Genomic DNA, 24186 nt, shown 5'->3' on the forward strand with positions numbered 1-24186 from the left:
CAGAATGACAGAGTTTTTTATTACTGATTTACAATTACTAATTATTAATTACCCATTACTCATTACTAATTGATTTATCACATAATGTGCAGCTGTGATTCCAAACAGACTAATCACTGTCATATCAGTTCCAAAGCCGTTGTTGCAGTCAAGTTTGAGGCTGGTTTTTGGTTGGTTTTCGGGGAATCCACACCATGGCATTTTGACCGATTCAGGCGAGAAGACACTCATGATTTTGAATTTTTTACCGGCATGTTTGGGGAAACCGTAATCTTTACGAAGAGTGGCTCGAAGTTTACTCAGCAATTTATCTCCATGAGTTAACCCTAAGTCACAAACCTGTATTCCTGAAATCTGAGTTTTGCCACCGGCTCCGCCAACGGTGATGATATTGATGTTTTTCTCTTTGCATAAAGAAATCAACAAAGCCTTGTGTTTCAGGCTATCAATCGCATCAATAACGAAATCATAGTGTGTCTCAAGAAGTTTTTCGGCGGTGGATTGCATAAAGAAAGCGGGTTTTTGATGAACTTTACAATCAGGGTTGATGCTTTGGATACGATTAGCCATCGCTAAGATTTTTTCCTGTCCGATGGTTTCGGTGATGGCATGAATCTGACGGTTGATATTGGTCACGCAAACATCGTCAGCGTCAATTAAAGTAATTTCACCAACACCACTTCGTGCAAGTGCTTCCACAGCCCAGGAACCGACTCCGCCAACTCCGATGACACAGACATGTGCATTTTGTAAGCGTGTAAAACCGTCTTTTCCATGCAGGCGTTCGACACCACCAAACCTTTGTTTCTTTTGTTCATTCATGATGCAGATTTTAACTGAAAAAACGTCTGTGTCACTTCCGTTGTTTCATCTTCTACCTGTTGCAAGGTTTTTCCTTTTAATTCAGCATAACATTGAGCGATTTTTAATAAATTGACAGGAAGATTGCGCAATTTAAAGTCCGGATAAAGATTTTGATCGGGCGCATCGGTTTCCAGCATGATGCTTTCTGAAGGGCAAAACTTCACTAGTTCATGAATTTTCGTCGCCTTTGGATTACACAGAACTCCGCCAAAACTGAATTTGATACCGTGTTCCAAAAGTTTTTTGGTTTGTTCAATACTACCGTTATAACTGTGAATCATGGCATTGTAATAATCTGCGTTTTTTAAGCTGCTATAAACGGCATCCACAGCATTTCGTGCATGAAGAATCAAGGGCAGATTATATTTTTTCGCCAGTTCAATCTGTGCATCGAAATAATATTGCTGTAAGTCTTGTTCCAAGTCCTTTACGAAATAATCCAGACCGCATTCACCAACGGCATAACAATCGTTTGTTTGCAACCAGTCATCCAGTCTTTGTATGTCTGATTTTTGGTGCTGATTCAAAAAATACGGATGCAAGCCATAAGCAGGGATAATAGCTTTGTTTTCTTCTGAAAGTTTTTTTAGCTTTTCAAAACCATTCACACCAACTGCCGGAACAATGAACTTCTGCACACCGGCATCCTGCGCTTGTTTGATGAGTGCCTCACGATCGTCATCAAAGCGGGAGTCGTCCAGATGAATATGTGCATCAATCACAATTTGTTACAGCAATGGCGTATGAAAGACTTTTTGATTGAGATTGTGAACCGGTAGATAGTGGTCAATCAGCAAGATGGCGAATAGAATCATCAAATACCAGATGGAATATTTAAACACTTTCCACGGTAACATTGGGTCTTTGGAGGTTCTCATTTGCAGGACCAATTGCAAAAATCTCCCACCCAGAACCACTGCGCCAATCAGATAAACCCAACCGGACATGCCGACAAGATAAGGAAAAATAGTCACAATTATCAATAAAATAGTGTAAAGAATGATGTGCAACAATGTGTGTTGAATTCCATGAGTTACCGGTAGCATGGGTATTTTGGCTTTGGCATAATCATCCACCCTGTGCACAGCCAGAGCCCAGAAATGCGGTGGTGTCCAGGTAAAGATAATAGCAAAAAGCAACAAAGCATCACCGGTGAGATTTCCGGTGATTGCCGTCCAGCCTAGCACCGGAGGGGCGGCTCCGGCGGCTCCTCCAATCACAATATTTTGTGGAGTGATTCTTTTTAGGAAAAATGTATAAATAAAAGCATATCCGATTAACGAGAAAAACGTCAGAACCGCTGTCAGTACGTTGATTTTCAGAACCAAAACCGTCATGGAAATCAAACATAAGAGTAAGGCAAAAATAATCACTTGCCAGTCTTTGAGTTCTCCTTGAGGAAGCGGTCGATGCTGCGTTCGTAACATAATTGCATCAATTTTTTGATCTGCCCAATGGTTAATGGCAGCAGCCGAACTGGCCGCAAAACCAATGCCAATAAGTCCATAAATCATCGTCACTACAGGCGGTAAGCCTTTATCAACCGATAAAAGCATTCCTACAAAAGCGGTAAACACAATCAACAAAACCACTTTAGGTTTTGTCAATTCCAGAAATTGACTGAATTTAGAACTACTCATCAGGACTTGCGGGTTTTATAAAGCAAAGCAACCAGAGATAACAGCAACAAAGCAGCAACACCGTTATGTGCTGTCGCTACCGCTAATGGTAAGCTAAAGGTCACGTTGACAATCCCTAGAGCGATTTGTAACAACAACAATCCTGCAACTGTAACACCTAATGGCATGAGCTCACGGTTTTTCATTAAACGCGTGGTTAACCATGCCAGATACAAAGTCACCACCACAAAACCCAAACGGTGAGCCATTTGAATCGCAACCCGACTTGGAGCATCAAGCACACCAAATTCATAGTTCACACCCAAACCACGCCACATCACAAAGGCTTCGGAAAAATTCATGTCCGGCCATAATTGGCCATTACAAAGCGGAAAACCAACACAAGATAATGCGGCATAATTGGAACTGGTCCAGCCACCGAGCATGATTTGTAAAATAACTAAGAACAAGGCCAAACCAACCATCCATTGTTTCACATGACCGGCATAACGGTAAGGCTGTATTTTTTGAGAAGACGATAAAGCTAACCAGAATAGAAGCGACAAAGTCAACATGCCACCCATTAAATGACCCATGACTATAATCGGCTTCAGTTGCAATGTGACTGTCCACATTCCTAATGCCGCTTGAAAAACTATAACAAAACCCAAAACCAAAGGCAGCGAATACGACATTTCCCGTCTTTTTGAAAACGCCCAAAGGAATAAAGCTAAAACAACAAGCCCCAATGTTCCGGCAAAATAGCGATGAACCATTTCTTTCCATGCTTTATGAGGTTCGACGGCTCTTTCAGGAAACGCATCATTAGCTTTTGTAATTTCATGAGTCTCTGTTGGCCAGTCCAAATGCCCGTAACAACCCGGCCAGTCAGGACAACCCAATCCGGCATCAGAAAGGCGAACAAAAGCTCCCAGAACCACGACAAATAATGCCAAAGCCACGCCAAACCATGCCAGTTTTGAATAATTTTTCATGTTATTGAAGATTTTCGATATAATCAAACTCAAAGGACGTACGATTTTACTGCATTCAACTTTATTTTTCTTTGCATTCAGGTATTTTATGTGTGAATTATTTGCATTATCCGCATCATCAGCAACAGAAGTCAGCTTCTCCCTGAATGAATTTTCCAAACACGGAGGATTAACCAATCATCACAGACATGGCTGGGGAATTGCCTATTACCAGCAAAATGCGGCCAATATCATCAAGGAAGCCGGACAGGCAAGTGACAGTCCCTATATGGAGTTTGTAAAGAATTATCGGATAAAAAGCAAAAATATCATGTCACATATTCGCTATGCCACGCAAGGTGATGTCAGTTTCAGAAACACTCAACCGTTCTCCCGTGAACTTGCCGGACAACAACATGTTTTTATTCATAACGGCAACATTAAAGGCATTGTAAATAATCCCAATTATCACAATCCACATTTCCAACCAATGGGCGATACCGATTCCGAAACGGCATTTTGTTATTTAATGTTTCAAATGTCAGAGTTATGGAAACGTAAGAATAACCCGGAATTATCAGAACGCTTTGAAGTATTTAATCAATTCGCTAATGAAATGAAAACTATGGGACTAGCAAATTTTATTTATAGCGACAGCGAATACATTTATTTATTCAGCCATATTCGGGAAGTCAAAGACGATAAAGGCAATGATGTGGTCTTACCAGGACTTTATGTTTTATTACGTCAATGTGACATTGGTATTTTTGATACCGAAATTAAGGGTCTGAAAATGCCAGAATCTCAATCCTTAAATGTAGCTTTGGCATCCAGTGTGCCATTGAATAACGAAAACTGGGTGGCTTTGGAATCCGGTCAATCCATGGTTTTTAAAAATGGTGAAATTGTTTTAGGAGCATAGATTATGAAAAAAAGATTACTAATTGTTTTATCCATAGTTTCAACAAATATTCTGGCTCAAAATGCAGCTAGCAAAGAAGTTCTGTTGGATAATGAATCTGTCCAAATGCTACGCTTAACTTATCCGGTCGGAACAGAATCCGGTTTTCACACTCATATTGCACCTTTCCGAACTGTTTATGTGGTTCAGGGAGGAAAACTGGAATTGATTCCCGAAGGTCAAACCAACGGCAAAGTGATCGAAGCAAAAACCGGCACAGCGATGTATTTACCGGCAGCCACACACAACATTCGTAACGCCGGAGAAACTGATATTGTACTGATTGAAACGGAGTTGAAGGAATAATATGAAATGACGAGTTATTCAGCAATAAACTCTGTCATACCTGCGAAGGCAGGTATCTCATTGGTGATTTTGGAATTGTCATTCTAAGCGAGTGAAACGAGGAGAAGAATCTATTAACTATCAGCTAGAATTTAACCATAAACATTTCGACGATGCCCTGCTCTGACGACAAGGATAATTTGAATGTCATCTTTTATTTCTGAAATGACTCTATAATCTCCAACTCTGTAGCGCCATAACTTCCTGAACTTTCCTTTCAGCTCTTTGCCTTTGGAACGAGAATCAATATTATTCTGTTCCATCTCTTCCAGAAAATCTAAAATCTTTGCTGATGCCACATGTCCAAGTTTTGCGATTTCTTTCAGAGCTTTTTCAGCTATTATGATTTTCATTCAGAATTTTTCGGGCTTCTTCAAGAGTAAAAGTTTTGCTTTTACCGAGTTCAACCTCTTCGGCTCTGGACTCAGCAAGATAAATGCCTTCGACTTCTTCTATATACCTCGATAAAGCTTCTTTCACATAATAAGACTTTGTTCTCCCCGTTTCTTTAGATAGTCTGTTAAGACGAGTTTCTAAATCCTCATCAATTCTTACGTTTATCATTTGTTTGAGTATAATTGTATTGTAAGTATCTAATGTATTACAAAGAACACATAAAATCAAGATATCTTAGTGCTCTGATTAAAAGAGCAATGTGGAACACAAAGTTTTGCAAAGATAATCATGTCATTCTGAACGAGTGAAATGAGCCGAAGAATCTATTAACTTATCAGATAGCATAAAATTTTCATTGACAACTAATATTTAAGTAAATAACATTGGACTGTGCCACTTGCAGCTTGACCAGTTGAACCGCTAGCAAACAGTTGACCATCCTGCGAGTGTTACATAAATTTTTTAAATATAGGAGATATAATTTATGACAACACAACACAACACAACACAACACAAGTGACTTTCTAGCTGTAAAGAAGTTCCATTTTTTCAGTTTTATAGCATTTCTATTGTTATTCTCAATATCAACCTCACAAGCTATTTGTGTTAACGACCCACAAAGCACTCAACCGATTGATTCAGATAATGCCTTATTAGCTAACTCAAGTCTTTCAGCAGACTCAGAGAAAGAAGATGAGTCCTTAAGTTGCACTTTACCAACCGTTACAGTTATCGGGTACATGATTAAAAATCCTTGGCAACCTTTTAGTTTCTTTTTAAGCTGGGTGTTAGATACTCATGTTAGTGGTGGTACTAATACCGGTGTACAAATCCCACAGAACTTTGGGTGTAGCAATGGTGATCGAGATGGGAGAATAGCTGAAGCAAATGCTTTATTTACAGCAGAAAGGCTTATGGTGAAAGCTATATCACAAGCAGCTTATTCTACATGGATAGCTTTTTATGGTGAAAACGATTACACGATTAATTGGCCTGATGGTACAACTGGCACTTATCCAGTTTCTGGACCTGAAATACACTCAAACCCTATTTTGGCAGAAAGTAGCTGTGGATAAACCTATTGGTTCCAAAATGAAAAAACTAATAATAATTTCAATTGTTATAGTTTCTACCCTTCTTTATAGCATTTATATAAGGAAGGGTAGAGATATTGACTTTGAAGACCCGAATAACAAGATTCCAAACCAAGAAACTAAAAAGAGCATTTCAAAACCTTTGTCTTCAGAAATTGAAATTGATACACAAGGAGAAACCCATAATAATTTCAGAATTGATTTAGAAATACAAAAACTTAATACAAAACTAAATTATCATGGTGTTTGTGGTTTTGATGCTAGCTCATTTTTTAACAAATTCGAGTATCTTAAAGAAGACTTATCTCTAAAACAAATTAAAATTAAGGAGAATATGATTGACAGGTGTAATCAATGGTTTAATTATTTAGATTCACTATCAATCGATGAGCGAAATGTTTATAAAAAAAATATAGAAGATTTCAAAAAGACAAATCTATATTTTGATGGAATTGATAGATATGATGAGGCCAAAATTAAAACAGCAAAACAAATTCTTGATGTCGATGGAGATGGAACAATATTAACATATGATGCTATCAACTACTTGTTGTTTAACGATAGGAATTTGAGATCTGAATTAGCAAAAAAGATAAGGACAAAAGATCATGGATATATTAAAAATGCTGGAAAAGATATTGCAATGCAATATCTGTGTGAAACTGATCCGCCTGCATGTTTACCTGATGCAATAGATATGATGTACTTGTGCCTATCAGATGAGTCTTATTGTGGCTTATCTTACAGTCAGTACTTGTCATCAACAAGAACACCTGGGCAGTACAATGATATCTTATCGATGACTGCAATACTGAGAAAGCTAATTGCCGATGGTTATTTTAGTGAAGAACTTGATTGAATTAGTGAACTTACAGCAATAATCTTAACAAACAAGGATAGCAGAACAACTGTTCTGTTATCCTTCATTCTTCCTTGCTCTGAGCAACAATCCCAAGTCATCCATTACATCATCGGGTTTGAAGTCTTTTGCATAGGCCATCATTAAAAAACCTTCGGGTGCGAGTATGTATAGCCCATTTCCGTCAGCAAATGATTGTTTGGATAATTCGGCAAGGGTTTTAGCTAATTCTCCATCGGCTGGATAATTGGCTTTCTCAATGGTTGAAAATTCTTCAGGAAAGGTGATTTCATCAGTTTCCGGAGTTAATATCAGAAGTTTAATGCGTTTCATTTTATGACCTTTTGTGAGGCGAATGGTGTAAATGGTTTTAAGCATTTCCATGCATTCTTTTTCACAACTACCGTTATGGTTGTAAACCAAAGTCCAGTATTCTTCAAAATCTTTTAAGAATTCATCCGATGTGATTTTGACAGGTGGTTTTATCAGAGCGCCTTTGTTTTTGAAAGATTCAGGATGAAACTCAACCAAGCTGGAGTTAAGTACAATTGCCACAATCACCGGTGTAAAAAATAACACCGCAATTAACAGTAAAGTCAGTTTATTCTTGGTATTTGGTTTCATACTCAATCAGAAAAATTAAAGACGAGAATTCTACCACAATCGCACTTCAACAATCATAGATTTATGCCAGCTAACTCATGGCTAGTAAAAATAACTAACTTATTACGAGCCAGTTTGTTAAAATACTGATTTTTGCATGTTTTACTAATGATGAAGAAACCAGACTTATCGGTTGTTGTTCCGGTTTTTAACGAGCGGGATAATATTGTTCCGTTAATTGATGAGATTGTTGAGGCTTTGGACAGTCGTCTAGAGTTTGAAATTATCTATGTCAATGATGGCAGCACCGATGATTCGTTGGATGTTCTGATTGAAAAACAACAATCATGTCCTCAGTTGAGAATTATCAAACATGCAAAAAGTTGCGGGCAAAGCACGGCGGTTCGAACCGGTGTCAAACATGCTACAGCCGATTGGGTTGCAACTTTGGATGGCGACGGACAAAATGTTCCTGCGGACATTCCTAACCTTTACGAAAAAGCTATGAGCTCAAAAACTGAAGATAAAATTTGGTTGATTGCGGGTTGGCGAAAAAAACGTAAGGATTCATGGCTGAAAAGAGTTTCTTCCAAATGGGCCAATGGTATTCGCCAATGGATGTTGAAAGATAAAACTCCGGATACCGGTTGTGGTTTGAAAGTGTTTCGCCGCGATGTGTTTTTAGATTTTCCTTACTTTAATCATATGCATCGCTATCTCCCGGCATTGTGCCAACGAGCCGGCGGCAATGTAGAAAATGTTGAAGTTCAACATCGCCCTCGTGAAAGAGGTGTGAGTAAATACGGTTTTCACAATCGCTTATGGGTTGGGATTGTTGATTTATTCGGTGTCAGTTGGTTGATTCGCCGGAGTAAACATCCGCAAATTTCAGAACACAACTCTGAAAACCAAGCAGAAAATAAATGACAACTCAGTTTTGGTTGATAGTTGGCTTTATTGGTCAAGGATTGTTCTCTGCCCGATTTGTAATTCAATGGCTGGCAACAGAAAAAAATCGCAAAAGTGTAGTGCCATTAGCTTTTTGGTACTTTTCAATTGCAGGAAGTCTGACTTTGCTGGCTTATGCGTTATTTCGTAAAGATCCGGTTTTTGTTTTAGGACAAACATTTGGGGTTTTTATTTATCTACGAAACTTGTATTTCATAAAACCGGAAGTTGTTAAAAAACTCATTGCAGCCATTTCATTGGTTGTGGTTGCAATACTATCGTATTTATTTACATCTGGATACGTGAGCCCTGAACAAATCAAGGAGTTACGGAGCAATAACACCACCAAAGACACCATTTGGCAAGTGATTGGATTTGTCGGGCAGATCATGTTTTCCATGCGATTCATTTTGCAATGGCTGGCATCAGAAAAGCAAAAACAAAGCGTGATGCCGGTTTCTTTCTGGTATTTCAGTATGATCGGAAGCGTGACCTTGCTTTCTTATGCAATCTACCAAAAAGACCCCGTTTTTATTTTGGGTCAGAGCTTTGGCATGATTGTTTATCTTAGAAATCTCTTTTTTATTTTTAAATCCAAATAAAAAGGCGACTGAAAAGCCGCCTTTAATAAATCATTATTGAGTGATTTAATTCAACTCAAAAGAAACCTTCATAATGACACGATACTGGTCTATTTGACCGTCTTTAACTGTGACTTTCTGGCTTTCAACCCAAGCACCACGAACATTTTGTAATGTTTTTGAGGCTCTTTCGATGCCATTTTTCATCGCTTTTTCAAAACTTTTAGATGAAGAAGCACTAATTTCTGTGATTTTTACAACGCTCATATTTTTCCCCTTATGATTTTAAAACAAATGTGATTTTCAAATTAACGCGATATTCAGTAATTTCACCATCTTCGACAAGCACTTTCTGTGACTCAACCCAAGCACCTGAAATACCTTGTATGGTTTTTGAAGCTCTTGCAATTCCTTGTTCGATGGCATCCTCAAAACTTTTCTCTGAAGATGCGATGATTTCTGTGACTTTAGCTATACTCATAGGTTTTCCCCTTTGTTTTAGTTCCCAGCTAGCATACAACGATAAGTGATAAATTTCTAGTAAACTTTTGTAACTTTATTTTCAAGATTGAAGAATTTTTTGAGCGGGTTTACATTTGTTTACATTTGTTTGAAATGTTGTGTTAGTATTTCTTAAGTTCACTTCAATAAACGAGAGAGAGATGAAAATAATAAAAACAACCATTCTGTCTGCGTTTGTTCTTGCTAGCCTCAACAGCAATGCAGAAAGAACAGTCGTAGATGTTCAAGCAAAGGAAAACCATCAACAAAAAGTTCTTGAAACTGTAAATCAAGCCAAACAAATGTACTCAAGTTGCAAAAGTCTTGGTTCAAATGAGGAAGTTAACTCCAACTGTGAAGAGAAATCTTTTCCTGTTAGAGCACAACTGACGTCATCTATTGATTTGCCTGAAGCTATCACAGAGGATGACTTTTTTAATTTTCCACAGAACAAAGTAGAATTGGGGAAATTTCTATTCTTTGATAAAATTCTCAGCGGCAATATGAATATCTCCTGTGCGTCCTGTCATCATCCAATGGCAGGAACCGGTGATGGATTGGCATTACCTGTAGGCGAAGGTGGAAACGGATTAGGAATTACCAGAGATACCGGATATATGGAAGATGCCGTTCATGAAAGAGTACCCAGAAATGCTCCGCATATTTTTAATTTGGGTGCGAAACACTTTGATGTGATGTTTCATGATGGACGAGTGATGGAGGATGCATCACAACCAAGTGGTTTTATTTCTCCGGCAGGAGATGATTTACCAATGGGTTTAGACAATGCATTAGCTGTTCAGGCGATGTTCCCGGTGACTTCAGCAACCGAAATGGCAGGACAAGAAGGAGAAAACCCTGTGGCGAGTGCAACAGCTGTTGGTAACCTTGCCGGTACGGGTGGAGTCTGGGAAATATTAGCCGGAAGAATAAAAGGAATCGATGAATATGTTGATATGTTCAAAGATGTTTATGCAGATGTGAACTCAAAAGAAGATATCACAATGGTGCATATTGCCAATGCAATAGGAGCTTTTGAAGGTGCTGTCTGGAGAGCTTTCAACTCACCATTTGATCAATATTTAAATGGCGACGAAGGAGCTATGAGTCCGAATCAGATTGAAGGAATGAATTTGTTTTTTGGAGAAGCGGGCTGTTCAAGCTGTCATGGCGGAAAGTTCCTTACCGACAATAGCTTCCAATCAATTGGAATGCCACAGATTGGCCCCGGGAAAGGCGACAACCTCCCTGGCTTTAACGATGGTTTGGATGATTTTGGACGCGAAAGAGAAACCGGAAGCTCAGAAGACAGGTATCGTTTCAGAGTTCCGACCGCAAGAAATGCTTTGCTAACAGGTCCTTGGGGGCATGCAGGAGCATATAATGATTTGCGTCAGGCCGTTGTTCATCACTTAAACCCGCAAGAGGCTTTGAACAATTACGATGAGACTCAAAACATTATGCCTTATCGCAGAGATTTAAGTTCTCTTGATTATGCAGTTATGAATGATGAATACTCTAGGAATGCGTTGCTATCCAATCTGGATATTGAAAACGTCAATCTGTCAGAACAACAAATTGACCGTATTATGGACTTTTTGGATGCAGCTACCGATCGTAACAGCATTGATTTAAGAAATAATTTTCCGATGACTGTTCCAAGCGGACTGCCGGTATTTGATTAGTTTTAAAATGAATTTGCTCTCTGACATCAATATCAGAGAGCAAATTGTCTGTTTTTTTTATTGTAATTGATTGAATCTTTCAAAATAACCACTATAAACTTACAATGAAAAAAATCTTTATTCTGATTCTTTTTGTTCTGTCTGCTTGCAATAATGAACAACAAGTCCAACAAAATCAATCCGGTCAAACAGAACCACAGTTTGTAATTCTGGCGTTAGGAGATTCTTTAACCGAAGGTTTGGGAGTGGATGAGAAAGATAACTACCCCTCAATTCTGCAATCCCGGCTCTCTGAAAAAAGTATTAAAGTGATCAATGCCGGACTCAGTGGTGAAACTACGAGTGGTTTAAAAAATCGTTTGAACTGGGTTTTACAGCAAAAACCGAATCTGACAATTTTAACTATCGGAGCCAACGATGCCATGCGCGGCATTCCGTTGGATATTGTTGAGCAAAACCTACATGAAATCATTCAGGAAATAAAAAACTCAGGCTCTGATGTTATTCTTGCAGGAATGCAGATTTATGAGAATCTGGGAAAAGATTATGTGTCAGGCTTCAAAGACATCTATCCCCGAGTTGCAAAAAAACAGAAAATCCCATTGATTCCTTTCTTTTTGGAGCACATTGCAGGAATTCCCAAATACAATCAATCCGATTTATTACATCCAAATGCCGAAGGTTACCAAATCATTGTTGAACAAAATATTCTGCCAATCGTCGAACAATACTTGAAAGATAAACTATGAAAGCCATACTGCAAGCCTCCAACATCAATAAACAATTTAAAATTGAAAATCAATCCATAGAAATTCTCAAGAATGTTTCCTTTCAAATCAATCAAGGCGAATTTGTGGCAATTATGGGTAAGTCCGGCTCCGGCAAATCAACTTTATTGAGCATCCTAGCCGGTCTGGATCAACCGGATAGTGGCAGTGTAAAACTGGACCAACTTGAACTCACCAATTTAACAGAAAACCAATTGGCACAAAGCAGGCAACAAGACATTGGCTTTGTGTTTCAATCCTTTTATCTCATTCCAACTCTGACAGTTGAGGAGAACATTGCTTTTCCTTTGCAAATCAACCGAAGTTTTGATGCGAAGCGAGTGGATGAATTGATTGAAAAAGTGGGTTTGCGCGACCGTAAAAAATCATTTCCACATCAGCTTTCCGGTGGTGAAAAACAAAGAACCGCCATTGCCAGAGCATTAATTAACCAACCAAAAATTTTGTTTGCTGATGAACCCACTGGCAATCTGGATGAAAAGAATGCCGAAAGTGTGCTGAACTTGTTGATCGAACTTCAAAAAGAATTTCAGACATCCTTGGTTGTTGTCACTCACGATGCCGGAATTGCCAATCGGGCAGATAGAGTGATTGAAATTCATGATGGAAAGATTCTGTGAACAAAATAATTTTTCGGGAATGGTTCGGTCATAAAATTTATCCGATACTTTTTGGTCTATGTATCATCGTCTCATTGGGAGCCTATCTCACGCTTGATACCTTGCAACAATCTGTTGATGATTATATTGAAGAAAATCAAAAGCAAATCGTCGGCGGTGATATTGTCATCACCGACAATCGTCCTTTGCCAAAAGAATTAACAGATAAAATTGCCGAACTTAATCCCGATGATCTGGTTTTTGATTATCAATTCAACACCATTGCTTTCACCGAGAACAAATCTATTCTATCCCGAATCAAAGCTGTTAGCTCAGCCTATCCGCTTTATGGAAAACTTGTCCTTAAGAATAATTCTACCAACTGGAAATCCGGATCTGTATTAGTTGAAAGACAAATTCTCACCGGTTTAGAGGTTGAAGTTGGTGATTCGATAAAAATTGGAGATTCTGAATTTATCATTCATGATGAAATTATCACCGAACCGGATCGTCCGCTCACTGCCTTTGGATTTGGTGCGAGAGTGATTATGCACGATGCTGATTTAGAAGCCACAGGGCTCATGGGACAGAAAAGCCGTGTGAACTATCGGGTTGAAATTAAACTCCCTGAAGAAAAAAGCGAAGTTTACGCCTCTGAGCTCAAAGAGTTGGTAAAAAATACTAAAGTAACAATTAATACAGCCGAACAATCCGACACCAGTGTATCTAACCTCAGCCAAAACTTTTTGGTGTTTTTAAAACTATTAGTCATCGGTGTGATAATTCTTTCCGGTGTTGGAATCATGAGTGTTGTCAAAGCCTTTGTCAACCGACAAAGAAACACCAATGCCATTCGAATCGCACTTGGAGAACAAAGTGGCTCGGTCATTGGCTCTTATCGATTGCTGTTTTTCTGGATGTCTGTGTTATCAGTCTTATTGGCGTGGCTTGCAAGTTATGGCGTATTATTGATTTTTAATGATATTTTTACCGCAATATTGCCAAACGACATTGATTTGAGAATTAGTTATCTCAGTCTATTGAAAGCCTTTCTTATCTCTCTGTCCATTACTGCAATGATGAGCTATTTCAGCTTACAAAGTATTTCAAAGATCAAACCAATTGCAGTGTTGCACAAACACAGCAGACAAAACCAAATCAGAAAACTCCCGTGGTTATGGATAACTGTTTCGATTGGCTTACTGTTTTTGCTTTTGTATTCAGAACTTGACAGTGTAATGAAAAGTTTACAAATTCTGCTGGCTTTTGCGGTGATTTGGCTTGTTTTTGCAGGATTTACAAAGTTTCTTTCAGCTATCTTAAAACTTTTGCTGAATAAAAGAATAATTAAAAACTGGCTTGCGGTTCTGGCTTTGCAAAATATTTTTCGCAAAGGCAATCAATCCAATCTGTTTATTACGGCATTATCCATGAGCACCATGATTCTTGGTTCGGTCACAATTATGGATTACGCCATTCAACAACAACTGATAGCCACTTATCCCGAAGATGCTCCTAATTTTTTCTTGCTGGATGTTCAAACTAATCAGCAACAACCTTTGAATGATTTTTTTGGTAAAGAATTGACCTATTATCCGGTGGTTCGGGCTCGCATTGATTCGGTCAATGGAGTCAAGTCGGAAATGCTAAAAAATCAACTTGGTCGTTATGACAATATCAGCCGGGTATTTAATTTGAGTTACGCAACCGAAATGTTGAATACTGAATATTTACAAAAGTCGGTGATAGATAAAGAACTATTCGCCCCGGTGCAAGGTGATGCCAAACCGGTTTCCATTCTCAGTAGTTTTGCTGAGTTTTTGCAAGTGGATTTAGGAGACGAGGTGGTCTTTAATGTTCAAGGTATAAAAATCAAAACTGAAATTACCAGTATCAGAAAACGCTTAAAACGCGGACCGAGTCCTTTTTTCTACTTTATTTTTCAACCAGAAGTTCTGGAAAAAGCACCGCAAATCCGTTTTGCAACCATCAAATTCGAAGGACAAGACCGAGCCCAAATTCAAACCGAACTGGCGAAAATGTTTCCGGCAATAACTGTTTTGGATGGAGAAAAAATTGCTTTAAAACTCAAAGAATTTGTCGATCAGCTCAAACAATTAATTCAAATTTTTACGGCATTGGGTTTAATTGCCGGATTCTTAATATTTGCAACATCCTTAGTTTCAACCTCGCACGATCGTATGCGGGAAAGTTTTTACTACCGAATGATGGGAATGTTTAATAAAGATATATTGAAGCTGACATTACTTGAATTTATCACCCTCGGCCTGTTTGCCTTTGTGCTTGGTGTAGCTGTCGCAACCGTCATATCGTATATGATTATTGAATACTGGTTTTCCTTATCATTTATATTTCCGTGGGTTCTATTTTCTCAATCTCTGGGAGTTATATTGCTGATATTGATTGTTTTAGGAGTGGTTTTTAATCGTCACACACTATCTGCAAATTTAATAGAATTCCTGAAAACTGAGAGTTGAATGAGATATTGTTTTTTCTTTAATGCCACGCTCACCGGAAAAATGAAGCGTAGCGTAAATTTGTCCGAGTGCAGCGCCTTGTTAGGCGCTTTCACATTATCGTTGATAATCGCCAGATCTCTCTGGTTGATAGAGAATTTCTGTGATTCTAACTTTCAGAATACCCCCGCCAGGCTTGGGCCACTCGATTTCATCACCAATAGCAAGGCCGAGCATTGCACTCCCAACCGGGGCAAGAATAGAAATATTTTTTCCGTTTGAATCCATGTCTTTTGGATATACCAATGTCAATTCAAATTCTTGCTTCGTTGATTCAACGAAAAATCGAACTATTGAGTTCATAGTAACGATATCCTGAGGCATTTTCGTTGGCTCTACGATCTCCGCTCGATTTAGCTCCTGCTCTAACTCTTCAATGCCTGGCACACTTTTTTTCGGTAATGACTCAAGAAGAGCATACAATCTATCAGCGTCTAGTGAAGACAAAATAATTTCGGGCTTCTTTTTCATTGGTTTCTCACAAAAAATTAGATTTATTTGTCAATTTATTATATGTGCATCAAAGCAAGATATTAAATATCTTGCGTATTTTAATGCGCTCGTTTTCATGGTTTTTGATACTAACATACTGATTTTTTTATGTAAAGAGATGTTTTAGTGCACATATAATCGCTATGAGCAGGATATTATTGCACAGATGCATTTATATCAGTAAATAACTGGTAAAATATGCATTTATACGTAGTTTAACTTCCTGTGTTTGCATTGTTAATCGAATAAACACACCCCATAATCCCCTCTCAAGAGGGGAATTTGTCGAGATTCATTTTCAAACATGGAATATTCAGAAAATGTTTCGACTTCGCTCAGTATGATGGTGTTCTTTTAAACCCCCTTTACGCTCACCGAAATATTTTTGAAAAATTTGGAGCAAAGTTTGCAAGTGTCTGAACATTGCTTGCAATGTGAGTTTTTGCAAACACTAAATTTTCAGAAATATTAAGGGAAGCCGCAGGCTGAGAGTTTAGGGCGTGTTTTGAGTTACTTTTCGCACGAGCAAAAGTAACAAAGGGAAAGTCCATTTTAATTCATTAACAATTTATTATATGCCATTAGTACTTACCTTTGGCTTTAAATTGATTAATGCTTTTATTTTCAGGTTTCTTACGAATTTCACACCAGTACTCTTCTAGAGCATCATCGTCTATTATGACATCGGTACCATATAGAGCATCCATACCATCTTTACGGCAACAACTAATCCATTAGTGATTACCTGTCTCAGTGTCAAAATAGTTTGATTTAAAACCTTGGCCAGAAAGTGTTTCAAAAGTTTTACCGTTGTAATGTATAGATTTACCAGACTTAGAAAACTTTACACGATCAATTCTGGCATTTCCTACGATACCATCATCACCCTTGTACTCTATGTACATTACTCGTTCTTTAGGTCTCATAATTTTGATGGCATATAAAGTAAAGATAACCGGCTAGTATTTTCATGGTCAGAATTGGTCATAGAAAAGCCTGTCGCCACTAGCCAAATGAACTCTGTTATAAAAAACTAAACTGATTTGACTTCATCCTCACGTCTTCTTTCGCACATTGTTCTGTCATTGGGATTTTCAACAGCGGTGGCAATGTCGTTGATGAGAATATTTAATTCATTAAAGGTTAGTACGGAGAGGATTTTTCCCATGATTTTCTGATCGGTTTCAGCATAAGTTTTCTCACCGTTTTTTAAAGTGATTTCGATAGCAGCTCCCTGAAATTCAGTATCTGAATGTTCAGTTTCATATAACTCCTGATCTTCGTCAAAGAGCTCATCGTAGTAATCGCTTAACTTATCATCGACATCTTCAGAAATATCTTCAGGCAAGATCACTTCCCATGAGAGCTCTTCCTGATTCAGTTGAGTTGAAACACCTAAGGATTTGGCTTTTGCTTCAAATTTTTGTGCCAGTTGTTTGTGAAAAAAAACATATTCATACATCAGAAAATTTCTCCAATCATACAACGAAGGGAGCCGCCTGCTTTTTCCAACTCAGAGACATCAACACCGTGAATATCTAATCCCCAATTCGTGAGAGTTTTTTTGGATGAAGTCGATAAAGTATTGTATGCATTTTTGCTGAACAACACATCTCTCTCTGTAATTGAAATACAGTTCCCGCAGAATGCCATTTTTTCCTCATCTGAAAGATAAAGAATCTTTCCTTGATAGAAATCGTCGATTGCTTTTACTACTTCAGGATCTGCAAATGAATCTTTGTGCAAAACACAGCCGACACTCGCCAAACATGCCATTACTACATTCGTGTGATATTCGCCCTCAGCTAAGTCAAACTGAAAAGTTAAATCAAGCTGGAATCCCTCATCAAGTTCTACGGCTCCTTCTTCATCGACTCGTTCAGTCATTCCAACAAATCCAATATTTCTACCTCGATCCGGAACAAGAACACCTGTCAGTTCTGCTATCGCTCTATGGTGTTCTATAACATACTCTTCATAGCCCAGTACGTTATTGAAAAATTTTCTGATATCTCGCCTTTCAGTTTCTAACTGCCTGTTGGGATAGCGCATTGAGCCTATGATGTATCTACGGTTATGATTTGTTGCAAAGGCATTATTAGGAAAAACAGCGTCAGGAGAGTCTTCGGAACCTGGAAAAGTGATTACGGGAATGCCAAAGTCAGTTAATACTCTTGCAAGATGCATTTGTTGATAAATAGCTAATTTTTCATCAACCTCCTGATTCATTTGCATATACTCATTATCCTGAGCGGTTTGCTCATTGAGTGCAAAGCCAATTGGGCTAACCATAAAAGCCCCTTTCATCGAAACATCTTGTTTGATTTTAAAATTTTTGAGCTCTTGAACTTTCTTAAAGTCCGCAACATTTTTAACTAACATATCTTGAATAAACCAAAAAATGTTATTATCCATAAATACAGATAAACATAAAAGTCTATCAAACATATTTTTCGGTTCTAAACTCAATATTTGATTTCCAAAAAAAATTAAAGCAAAGATATACTCATACATACAGGAGCTTTCCTGGATAATAACAAAAAAGAAGGGTTAATAATTATGAAAACAATAATAAAAATAACAGCACTGGCGGGGTTTCTTTTTTCAGCTTCATCATTTGCATGATTCAGTTGTGATGATTTAGATGATATGGCGGCATCACTTGACGACATGGCTTATGAGTTTGAAAGAGTGGATGAACAAGATATAGATAGAATAACTGATCGTGCTTTAAGAGAGTTGGTTGAAGCACTGAACTTGGTCGCACAAGTTGAGAATGATATGAGACTGACAACATGGATTCGTAATTTGCAAATTGCCTTTGAAGATAAAGATAAGGAAGATTTTGAAGAGGCTCTTGGTGATATCATCGACCGTATGGATGATTTATACGAGAGAGATTGCGAGAGATAGTTTTTATCTTATTAAAAAATCTTAACAATGCTCCGTGATAAATTTGAGGAGCATTTTTCAATTATTGATCATTATTGATAAGATTTTTGTGTTTTTTACCAATAGCAAACACAGACCATTTGGACGGTTTCTGAGTTACAAATGTACCGGCGGTCACTTTAAAACCACTTGATCCACCCGGTTTTATATGAGTTGTGGATACAAAAGCATTGGCAATTCCGATGGTCTTATCTGATTGATTTTTAGCTAATGCAATGACCGTCACATAGTCAAGCTGATAATCTTTTGTATTTTTAACCTCACCAATTATATCAGCCCTTAAGAGGCGTTCGTCTTTTGTTTTGACAGTAAAATCTGAAACTTCCAGTGATTCCTGAGGTACGTCATACATTCCGGGGTTTTGAGCAAATGCAGAAATTTCAACATTGTATTTTTGTTTCGGTGGTTTGCTGATGAACACCAAAACTTCTGTTTGTTGTTGTGGTTGAAGATGTTCCATTTTTGACCAGCCTTTTTGTTCTTCCAGTCTTCTACCATTCAAATCAAAAACGCTGACTAAGGCTCCTGGGCGAGCTACCAAGTTTTGTCCATTGTTTATTACGGTGAATATCCAAAATTTTCCACCAGAAGAGGTTGTTCCTTCTGTTGTGTCAACAATATCAACCTGAGGGGTTACTTGTGATTGATTTAAATCTTTTTCTGTTATTTCAATGGCTTTAGTGCTAATTGTTGGCAAGTTCGACTTGATATCAATCTGTGGAACAATTGCTTTGGGCGTTTGAACTGACTGTTTAGGAATATTGACAACCGGTTTGTCACTGTAATGTTGATAAGCGATTTTTCCAAAAACTATGACCAATAATCCAATTGTTGAGAAAATAATCGTTCTTCGATTTGATTTATCTTGAGATTTTTGAATCGACGCGTGATTGCCGTTCATTTGCAAAACAGAACCACAATAACTGCATTTTGCTGTTGTATGTGAAGTGTTTTCGATGGCTGAAGATCCGCATGCCGGACATTTTAAAACTTTGACACTGGTGTTCATAAAAAATTATTTATCAAATATTGCAACAAGAATACCAGTCATAAATGCAATAATAAAGTACCATTTGAGAATTGTTACCCAAACAGGCTTTTTTTGTTGGGTCAATATTTCTCTGACCTTTTTTGGAGAAACATTTAATGAGTTTTGAGAGGTTGGCTTTTTTGGTTGATTAAACTTGTATCCGCATTGTATACATTGAGTAAGTTTTTTGCCTGCTTCCTCAACTAAGGGAGCATTGCATGACTTGCATTTAATGATTTTAAAATCGTTCATATATTTATGAAACCTCTCGCTTCGGCAAAAACACTAATATCAGATATCCGTTTCGGTGCATTAATCACCAAATGACTTTTCCATTTATTATTTCCGGGTAAACCATGAAACAAACCTAGAATCGGTGGAATCAGCCAATGAAGCTTCACACCAGCATCAATCTGTAATTGGCAATACTCTATATATTTTTCAAGAACCTGGTCTCTTGTGCAAGAAACTTTTGTTTCAAACAGTTCATTTTGCAAATTAAATAGCAACCACGGACTGTTCCATATAGCTCGTCCCAACATAACCCCATCGACATGCATAAGGTGTTGCTTTGCCTCTTCAACGGAATTAATTCCACCATTGATAACTATTTCTAATTCTGGGAACAGCTTTTTGACTTTATAAACATAGTCGTATTTCAGGGGTGGAACGCTTCGGTTTTGTTTCGGACTTAAACCTTTTAACCATGCTTTTCGGGCATGAATGATTATGGTTTTTATTCCTGACGCTGATACTTTGTCGATAAATTCTGTCAGATCTTCAAATTTGTCTTTATCATCAACGCCAATTCGGCATTTAACTGTAATAGGAATATTAGCAGACTGTTGCATTTGTCTAACACAATCCGCAACCAACTCCGGCTCTTTCATTAAACAAGCTCCAAAGCGACCTTTTTGCACTCTGTCACTAGGGCATCCGACATTTAAATTAACAGCGTCATAACCGTAATTTTCTGCAACTTCGCAACAGTGGCGCAGTTCTTCAGCATCAGAACCTCCTAATTGCAATACTACAGGGTGCTCTTGCTGATTATAACCAATGTACTTGTCTGTATTTCCTCGAAGAATCGCCGGCGCTGTAACCATTTCCGTGTAAAGCAGAACATCCGGCGAAATCAATCGGTGCAAAAAACGACAATGTTTATCGGTCCAATCCAGCATTGGTGCAACAGAAACAAGGTTGTTTATCGGATTTTCCATTGTTTTTCACATTTAAAATCCAAACCTCTTTGTTTGGAGAATTCTTGTCTAACCGTATCGACGGTGTTATTCATTAGTTGGGTCAATTCAGTTGCTTGTTGCTGCAGTTGCTCACATTCGCTATTTTCATCAAGTGCCATCATTAGCAACCATAGAGATTCGATACTTTTATTTTGTACGACAGCAAGTTGTGCATATTCCAAAGCTAAGACTCTATCTCTGAGGCTTTCATCAGGAATTTGAGCGAGTAGTTTTGCCAAGAGAACGATGACTTCGTGATTTTCCGGTTTGTATTTGTGAATTTTTTTGAGCCATTCAATAGCATCTGAGTATTCTCCGGTATTAATCAATGACTTGGCTTTATACACCTGAGTTGGTTCATGCGCTTTCATTGCAGACTCTTCAGCAATTTTAATAACTTGCAGGTATTGCTGGTTTGCGTAGTATAATTGTGCCAGTTTTGAGTTCGCCTTAGTATCATTAAGGTTCAGTTTTCGATATTCTTCAAAATATTTGATAGCATCATTTATGTTATTTTCTGATAGATAGATTTCAGCCAGGTTGTATAGCGACTTTTCGTGAAGAGGGTTATTTTCAAGGAGTTTAAAAATAACTTGTTTTGCCTGTTCAGTTTGTTTGTTTTGAAAATAAGCAACGGCAAGATTTGCCTGTGCGGTTTGGCTTTCCGGATTGAATTCCAGAGCCTTCTTATAGGACGCTATAGCTTTGTCGAAAGCGTTATTGGATAAAGCGGTTTTAGCTTCAATCAAATAAGGAACCTCTCCGACTATTGTGCTTTTTACCTCAAAATAAAAGGGGTCGTTGAGCTGAATTCCAGCTTGCCCGGCGAGTTGTAAGTAGGCTTGTGCTTTTTGGGTTTCTCCGAGAAGGTTATATGCTTGTGCCAGTTTGTAATTAATACTGGTTGCTTTTGGAACCAGATTGAGTGCTTGTTGATAAAAGCCGATAGCAATGAGGTGATTTTCTGTTTCAAAATACAAGTCGCCGGTTAGCAATAACATATTGGAGATCAGCAATAATTCTACCGGAACTTTCGATTTCTGCAAAAACGCCTGTTTGATGTTTCCCGATTGTTTATAAATTTCAATTAAATAATAGTGAGCCGGAAAATAATAATTGTCGCGAACTAGGGTCTGATCAAAACCTTTGATGGCATCATTATAATTTCCTTCGTCCAGCGCCGCTTTTCCATATAAATAAGGCCATTTGGCATCGCTTTTTTCATACATACCAACGGCAAAATAACAATCTTTTGCTTGGGATAAAAAATTGTAATTATGCAATAACAAACACCACTGTTTCGATGCCATTAACTCCGTTTCAAAATCTTTGTTTTCTCGGGCTTCGATGATAGACTTCTTAATTCTTTTAAAGACTTTGGCAACATCTTTATCTAAATCTTTGGTTGAAATATTCTCAACAGAAATAAATGGTTTACTTTCATCAGTTTCAGCATCTTGTGAACGAATGGAGGTTGAAACGCAAAAAAATAGACAAAGCGTTACTAAAAGTGAATTTTTCACGGAAGTTTGACCAGTATGTATTTATTTGTTGCTTTCATCGGAATTTCCTTAATTATTTTTCCTGATTGAGAAAGCTGTATTTTATCAAAGGATTTTAATTGTGCATCAGAAAAAACCAACCGTGAATCATTTGCTGAGGCATAAGAACCATCCGTTGAGCTCCTGATTAAGACTTTTCCTTTTGAGCCGGTCAATTCGATTTGAATATTTGAATTGTTTTGAAGTTGAATTCCCAGCCAGTTTTGGGGATTGAGGTTATTTAACAAGATTTGGGGATGAGAGTTGTTGTTGCTGACAATAATATCGACATCTCCGTCATTATCAATGTCACCAAATGCAGCTCCTCTTGAAATCGCTTTGTTTTTCAGCCATGTTTCATCGGTAATGGTTGTGAATTGTGAACGAGCTGAATTGAGATAAAGCTGATTAGGCTGTTCAAAAGTTTCTAAGTCATTAGACTCGGCTGAACCCGCAACAGCTCCGTTAAAGACGATTAAATCCGGATAAATATCATCGTTAACATGAATAAAATTGGTTGCCCAGCCGGTATAAGCAAAACTGGATGTTGATAACTGACTTCGATTGGTTACATCCTGAAAAAAGCCTTTACCGCTGTTTTTATAGAGAGTATTGGATTCATTCATCAAGTGCGTAAAAAAAACGTCGAAATCACCATCCAAATCATAATCAGTCACAGCCATTCCCATACTGGCTTCAGCACGTCCTTCGGCATTCACAGCCAAACCAGAAAATAAGCCGTTTTCAATAAATTTCTGACCCTTTTGATTGAGCCAAACAGTGTTCGGTTTACCATCGTTTGCAACTACAAAGTCATTAAAACCATCATTGTTGATGTCAATACAGACTACATTCAGTCCCGGCATATTTGGCATATCCGGAAAGAAAAAGTTTGTTTGTTCAATCAGAGTACCATTCTCATTAAGATAAAAAGTATCTTTTTGTCCCTCAAAAGAACTTGGTCCGCAGTAGTCTCTTTTGCTGCTGGCGTTATAACATTTTGGATTGTTGCTTTCTGACCAGTTGACATAGTTGCTGATGTATAAATCTTTATAACCATCGTTATTGATATCACAAAAAGACGAACTGGTTGACCATAGGTTTGGGTTAGTTGTGAGCTCAGAGGATAAAAAAGATTGCCCTTGTTGATTTAAAAGCAGTTTGTTTTGTTGGAGATTGTTCAGAAATATATCATCCCAACCGTCTTTATTGACATCTGCAACCGCAATTCCAATTCCATATTCTGAATTGTTTAGTTTTAAGTCGCTTGTAATTTCTTTGAAGGAAAGTTTTCCGGACTCTTTTAGCAAGTTTTTAAAAAATTGATCAGACTTTTTGTTATTTTTAAAGTTCCCGCTTTGAACCAGATATACATCCAAATCTCCATCATTATCGAAATCAATCAAACCAACGCCGGAGCCGACAATTTCAGGATAAAAAAACTCACCGGAATCACCGTTGTTATGTTTGAATTGAGAAGTTTCCTGATTTAAGAACTCAACAAAATGTTCAGCCTGAACTGTAAAAGAATAAAAAGCCAAACAAATTAAAAAGAAAATATTTTTCATCACAAAGC

General features: G+C 37.8%; 29 protein-coding genes. 11 read left to right on the plus strand and 18 right to left on the minus strand.

Translation table 11 applies throughout. From position 1 onward, the window contains the following. Positions 1-48: 48 nt before the first annotated feature. From R3F25_06650 to R3F25_06665, 4 genes are read right to left on the minus strand one after another with little or no spacing between them, the layout of a single operon-like run. Entirely contained in the window at positions 49-822 is a 774-nt protein-coding gene (locus R3F25_06650) for a tRNA threonylcarbamoyladenosine dehydratase (GenBank protein MEZ5496493.1), read from the minus strand. After that, positions 819-1586, minus strand: coding sequence for a TatD family hydrolase (locus tag R3F25_06655; protein MEZ5496494.1), 768 nt, complete (start codon positions 1584-1586; stop codon positions 819-821). Before R3F25_06655 ends, R3F25_06650 begins: the two co-directional genes overlap by 4 nt. A 6-nt stretch (positions 1587-1592) precedes the next feature. Continuing rightward, the gene (gene cyoE, locus R3F25_06660) at positions 1593-2504 is read right to left on the minus strand and encodes a heme o synthase (protein MEZ5496495.1); all 912 of its coding nucleotides are present in this window, start codon (positions 2502-2504) and stop codon (positions 1593-1595) included. Continuing rightward, a complete protein-coding gene (locus tag R3F25_06665; protein MEZ5496496.1) occupies positions 2504-3478 on the minus strand; it encodes a COX15/CtaA family protein in 975 nt (324 codons plus the stop codon). Before R3F25_06665 ends, cyoE begins: the two co-directional genes overlap by 1 nt. 88 nt (positions 3479-3566) lie before the next feature. Here R3F25_06665 and R3F25_06670 point away from each other — a divergent pair, with 88 nt between their 5' ends. Then, entirely contained in the window at positions 3567-4379 is an 813-nt protein-coding gene (locus R3F25_06670) for a class II glutamine amidotransferase (GenBank protein MEZ5496497.1), read from the plus strand. A gap of 3 nt (positions 4380-4382) precedes the next feature. After that, positions 4383-4724: a cupin domain-containing protein gene (locus R3F25_06675; protein ID MEZ5496498.1), complete on the plus strand. Its 342-nt coding sequence runs from the start codon at positions 4383-4385 to the stop codon at positions 4722-4724. 131 nt (positions 4725-4855) lie between these two features. On the opposite strand, the gene R3F25_06680 is transcribed toward R3F25_06675, so the two are convergent. Further along, positions 4856-5116 (minus strand): type II toxin-antitoxin system RelE/ParE family toxin, encoded by a 261-nt coding sequence (locus R3F25_06680; protein MEZ5496499.1) that lies wholly within the window; start codon positions 5114-5116, stop codon positions 4856-4858. After that, positions 5097-5327 carry a ribbon-helix-helix protein, CopG family gene (locus R3F25_06685; protein ID MEZ5496500.1) on the minus strand — a complete coding sequence of 77 codons (231 nt, stop codon included), beginning with the start codon at positions 5325-5327 and terminating at the stop codon, positions 5097-5099. Before R3F25_06685 ends, R3F25_06680 begins: the two co-directional genes overlap by 20 nt. A 401-nt stretch (positions 5328-5728) precedes the next feature. Here R3F25_06685 and R3F25_06690 point away from each other — a divergent pair, with 401 nt between their 5' ends. Beyond that, entirely contained in the window at positions 5729-6235 is a 507-nt protein-coding gene (locus R3F25_06690) for a hypothetical protein (protein MEZ5496501.1), read from the plus strand. Beyond that, positions 6228-7112: a hypothetical protein gene (locus R3F25_06695; GenBank protein MEZ5496502.1), complete on the plus strand. Its 885-nt coding sequence runs from the start codon at positions 6228-6230 to the stop codon at positions 7110-7112. Before R3F25_06690 ends, R3F25_06695 begins: the two co-directional genes overlap by 8 nt. 57 nt (positions 7113-7169) lie before the next feature. On the opposite strand, the gene R3F25_06700 is transcribed toward R3F25_06695, so the two are convergent. Continuing rightward, a complete protein-coding gene (locus R3F25_06700; protein ID MEZ5496503.1) occupies positions 7170-7736 on the minus strand; it encodes a hypothetical protein in 567 nt (188 codons plus the stop codon). A gap of 150 nt (positions 7737-7886) precedes the next feature. Between R3F25_06700 and R3F25_06705 the strand changes: the two genes are divergently transcribed. Together R3F25_06705 and R3F25_06710 are read left to right on the plus strand one after the other, a co-directional pair. After that, positions 7887-8642 (plus strand): glycosyltransferase family 2 protein, encoded by a 756-nt coding sequence (locus R3F25_06705; GenBank protein MEZ5496504.1) that lies wholly within the window; start codon positions 7887-7889, stop codon positions 8640-8642. Further along, complete coding sequence (locus R3F25_06710) at positions 8639-9265, plus strand: lipid-A-disaccharide synthase N-terminal domain-containing protein (protein MEZ5496505.1); 627 nt, start codon at positions 8639-8641, stop codon at positions 9263-9265. Before R3F25_06705 ends, R3F25_06710 begins: the two co-directional genes overlap by 4 nt. A 45-nt stretch (positions 9266-9310) precedes the next feature. On the opposite strand, the gene R3F25_06715 is transcribed toward R3F25_06710, so the two are convergent. Both R3F25_06715 and R3F25_06720 read right to left on the minus strand, forming a co-directional pair. Then, entirely contained in the window at positions 9311-9511 is a 201-nt protein-coding gene (locus R3F25_06715) for a dodecin family protein (GenBank protein MEZ5496506.1), read from the minus strand. 10 nt (positions 9512-9521) lie between these two features. After that, entirely contained in the window at positions 9522-9725 is a 204-nt protein-coding gene (locus R3F25_06720; protein MEZ5496507.1) for a dodecin family protein, read from the minus strand. A 181-nt stretch (positions 9726-9906) separates the two neighbouring features. On the opposite strand from R3F25_06720, the gene R3F25_06725 reads away from it, so the two are divergent. From R3F25_06725 to R3F25_06740, 4 genes are all read left to right on the plus strand, one after another. Further along, complete coding sequence (locus R3F25_06725) at positions 9907-11430, plus strand: cytochrome c peroxidase (GenBank protein ID MEZ5496508.1); 1524 nt, start codon at positions 9907-9909, stop codon at positions 11428-11430. Between the two features lie 104 nt (positions 11431-11534). After that, positions 11535-12179, plus strand: a complete 645-nt coding sequence (locus R3F25_06730; protein ID MEZ5496509.1) for an arylesterase — start codon at positions 11535-11537, stop codon at positions 12177-12179. Further along, complete coding sequence (locus tag R3F25_06735; protein ID MEZ5496510.1) at positions 12176-12838, plus strand: ABC transporter ATP-binding protein; 663 nt, start codon at positions 12176-12178, stop codon at positions 12836-12838. Before R3F25_06730 ends, R3F25_06735 begins: the two co-directional genes overlap by 4 nt. Beyond that, positions 12835-15315 (plus strand): FtsX-like permease family protein, encoded by a 2481-nt coding sequence (locus tag R3F25_06740; GenBank protein MEZ5496511.1) that lies wholly within the window; start codon positions 12835-12837, stop codon positions 15313-15315. The genes R3F25_06735 and R3F25_06740 overlap by 4 nt, the downstream gene beginning before the upstream one ends. A 96-nt stretch (positions 15316-15411) precedes the next feature. On the opposite strand, the gene rnk is transcribed toward R3F25_06740, so the two are convergent. The 4 genes from rnk to R3F25_06760 all read right to left on the minus strand — a co-directional run bounded on the left by rnk (position 15412) and on the right by R3F25_06760 (position 18228). After that, positions 15412-15825 (minus strand): nucleoside diphosphate kinase regulator, encoded by a 414-nt coding sequence (gene rnk, locus R3F25_06745; protein MEZ5496512.1) that lies wholly within the window; start codon positions 15823-15825, stop codon positions 15412-15414. Positions 15826-16427: 602 nt separating this feature from the next. Beyond that, complete coding sequence (locus tag R3F25_06750; GenBank protein MEZ5496513.1) at positions 16428-16553, minus strand: hypothetical protein; 126 nt, start codon at positions 16551-16553, stop codon at positions 16428-16430. 326 nt (positions 16554-16879) lie between these two features. Next, positions 16880-17308: a hypothetical protein gene (locus tag R3F25_06755; protein ID MEZ5496514.1), complete on the minus strand. Its 429-nt coding sequence runs from the start codon at positions 17306-17308 to the stop codon at positions 16880-16882. Next, entirely contained in the window at positions 17308-18228 is a 921-nt protein-coding gene (locus R3F25_06760) for an arginine deiminase-related protein (GenBank protein ID MEZ5496515.1), read from the minus strand. Before R3F25_06760 ends, R3F25_06755 begins: the two co-directional genes overlap by 1 nt. A 267-nt stretch (positions 18229-18495) precedes the next feature. On the opposite strand from R3F25_06760, the gene R3F25_06765 reads away from it, so the two are divergent. Beyond that, on the plus strand, positions 18496-18759 hold the full coding sequence (locus R3F25_06765) for a hypothetical protein (GenBank protein ID MEZ5496516.1): 264 nt from the start codon (positions 18496-18498) through the stop codon (positions 18757-18759). A 61-nt stretch (positions 18760-18820) separates the two neighbouring features. On the opposite strand, the gene R3F25_06770 is transcribed toward R3F25_06765, so the two are convergent. Genes R3F25_06770 through R3F25_06790 form a run of 5 tightly spaced genes read right to left on the minus strand, consistent with a single transcriptional unit; the run spans position 18821 to position 24178 of the window. Then, positions 18821-19807, minus strand: a complete 987-nt coding sequence (locus tag R3F25_06770) for a TFIIB-type zinc ribbon-containing protein (protein MEZ5496517.1) — start codon at positions 19805-19807, stop codon at positions 18821-18823. Between the two features lie 6 nt (positions 19808-19813). Then, positions 19814-20080, minus strand: a complete 267-nt coding sequence (locus R3F25_06775) for a hypothetical protein (protein ID MEZ5496518.1) — start codon at positions 20078-20080, stop codon at positions 19814-19816. Then, positions 20077-21048, minus strand: coding sequence for a tRNA dihydrouridine(20/20a) synthase DusA (gene dusA, locus R3F25_06780; protein MEZ5496519.1), 972 nt, complete (start codon positions 21046-21048; stop codon positions 20077-20079). Before dusA ends, R3F25_06775 begins: the two co-directional genes overlap by 4 nt. Next, entirely contained in the window at positions 21033-22592 is a 1560-nt protein-coding gene (locus tag R3F25_06785; protein MEZ5496520.1) for a tetratricopeptide repeat protein, read from the minus strand. Before R3F25_06785 ends, dusA begins: the two co-directional genes overlap by 16 nt. After that, positions 22589-24178 (minus strand): VCBS repeat-containing protein, encoded by a 1590-nt coding sequence (locus tag R3F25_06790; GenBank protein ID MEZ5496521.1) that lies wholly within the window; start codon positions 24176-24178, stop codon positions 22589-22591. Before R3F25_06790 ends, R3F25_06785 begins: the two co-directional genes overlap by 4 nt. Positions 24179-24186 lie beyond the last annotated feature (8 nt).

The organism is Gammaproteobacteria bacterium, from assembly GCA_041395445.1.
Lineage (GTDB): Bacteria > Pseudomonadota > Gammaproteobacteria > Xanthomonadales > Marinicellaceae > NORP309.

Excerpts from the sequence above, each read along its gene's own strand:
- R3F25_06735 (MEZ5496510.1), top strand. The coding sequence starts at position 12,176 with ATGAAAGCCATACTGCAAGCCTCCAACATCAATAAACAATTTAAAATT.
- rnk (MEZ5496512.1), bottom strand. The coding sequence starts at position 15,825 with ATGAAAAAGAAGCCCGAAATTATTTTGTCTTCACTAGACGCTGATAGA.
- dusA (MEZ5496519.1), bottom strand. The coding sequence starts at position 21,048 with ATGGAAAATCCGATAAACAACCTTGTTTCTGTTGCACCAATGCTGGAT.
- R3F25_06725 (MEZ5496508.1), top strand. The coding sequence starts at position 9,907 with ATGAAAATAATAAAAACAACCATTCTGTCTGCGTTTGTTCTTGCTAGC.
- R3F25_06775 (MEZ5496518.1), bottom strand. The coding sequence starts at position 20,080 with ATGAACGATTTTAAAATCATTAAATGCAAGTCATGCAATGCTCCCTTA.
- R3F25_06790 (MEZ5496521.1), bottom strand. The coding sequence starts at position 24,178 with ATGAAAAATATTTTCTTTTTAATTTGTTTGGCTTTTTATTCTTTTACA.
- R3F25_06650 (MEZ5496493.1), bottom strand. The coding sequence starts at position 822 with ATGAATGAACAAAAGAAACAAAGGTTTGGTGGTGTCGAACGCCTGCAT.
- R3F25_06680 (MEZ5496499.1), bottom strand. The coding sequence starts at position 5,116 with ATGAAAATCATAATAGCTGAAAAAGCTCTGAAAGAAATCGCAAAACTT.
- R3F25_06675 (MEZ5496498.1), top strand. The coding sequence starts at position 4,383 with ATGAAAAAAAGATTACTAATTGTTTTATCCATAGTTTCAACAAATATT.
- R3F25_06720 (MEZ5496507.1), bottom strand. The coding sequence starts at position 9,725 with ATGAGTATAGCTAAAGTCACAGAAATCATCGCATCTTCAGAGAAAAGT.
- cyoE (MEZ5496495.1), bottom strand. The coding sequence starts at position 2,504 with ATGAGTAGTTCTAAATTCAGTCAATTTCTGGAATTGACAAAACCTAAA.
- R3F25_06730 (MEZ5496509.1), top strand. The coding sequence starts at position 11,535 with ATGAAAAAAATCTTTATTCTGATTCTTTTTGTTCTGTCTGCTTGCAAT.
- R3F25_06750 (MEZ5496513.1), bottom strand. The coding sequence starts at position 16,553 with ATGGATGCTCTATATGGTACCGATGTCATAATAGACGATGATGCTCTA.
- R3F25_06755 (MEZ5496514.1), bottom strand. The coding sequence starts at position 17,308 with ATGTATGAATATGTTTTTTTTCACAAACAACTGGCACAAAAATTTGAA.
- R3F25_06770 (MEZ5496517.1), bottom strand. The coding sequence starts at position 19,807 with ATGAACACCAGTGTCAAAGTTTTAAAATGTCCGGCATGCGGATCTTCA.
- R3F25_06700 (MEZ5496503.1), bottom strand. The coding sequence starts at position 7,736 with ATGAAACCAAATACCAAGAATAAACTGACTTTACTGTTAATTGCGGTG.
- R3F25_06760 (MEZ5496515.1), bottom strand. The coding sequence starts at position 18,228 with ATGTTAGTTAAAAATGTTGCGGACTTTAAGAAAGTTCAAGAGCTCAAA.
- R3F25_06665 (MEZ5496496.1), bottom strand. The coding sequence starts at position 3,478 with ATGAAAAATTATTCAAAACTGGCATGGTTTGGCGTGGCTTTGGCATTA.
- R3F25_06710 (MEZ5496505.1), top strand. The coding sequence starts at position 8,639 with ATGACAACTCAGTTTTGGTTGATAGTTGGCTTTATTGGTCAAGGATTG.
- R3F25_06705 (MEZ5496504.1), top strand. The coding sequence starts at position 7,887 with ATGAAGAAACCAGACTTATCGGTTGTTGTTCCGGTTTTTAACGAGCGG.
- R3F25_06670 (MEZ5496497.1), top strand. The coding sequence starts at position 3,567 with ATGTGTGAATTATTTGCATTATCCGCATCATCAGCAACAGAAGTCAGC.
- R3F25_06685 (MEZ5496500.1), bottom strand. The coding sequence starts at position 5,327 with ATGATAAACGTAAGAATTGATGAGGATTTAGAAACTCGTCTTAACAGA.
- R3F25_06765 (MEZ5496516.1), top strand. The coding sequence starts at position 18,496 with ATGGCGGCATCACTTGACGACATGGCTTATGAGTTTGAAAGAGTGGAT.
- R3F25_06715 (MEZ5496506.1), bottom strand. The coding sequence starts at position 9,511 with ATGAGCGTTGTAAAAATCACAGAAATTAGTGCTTCTTCATCTAAAAGT.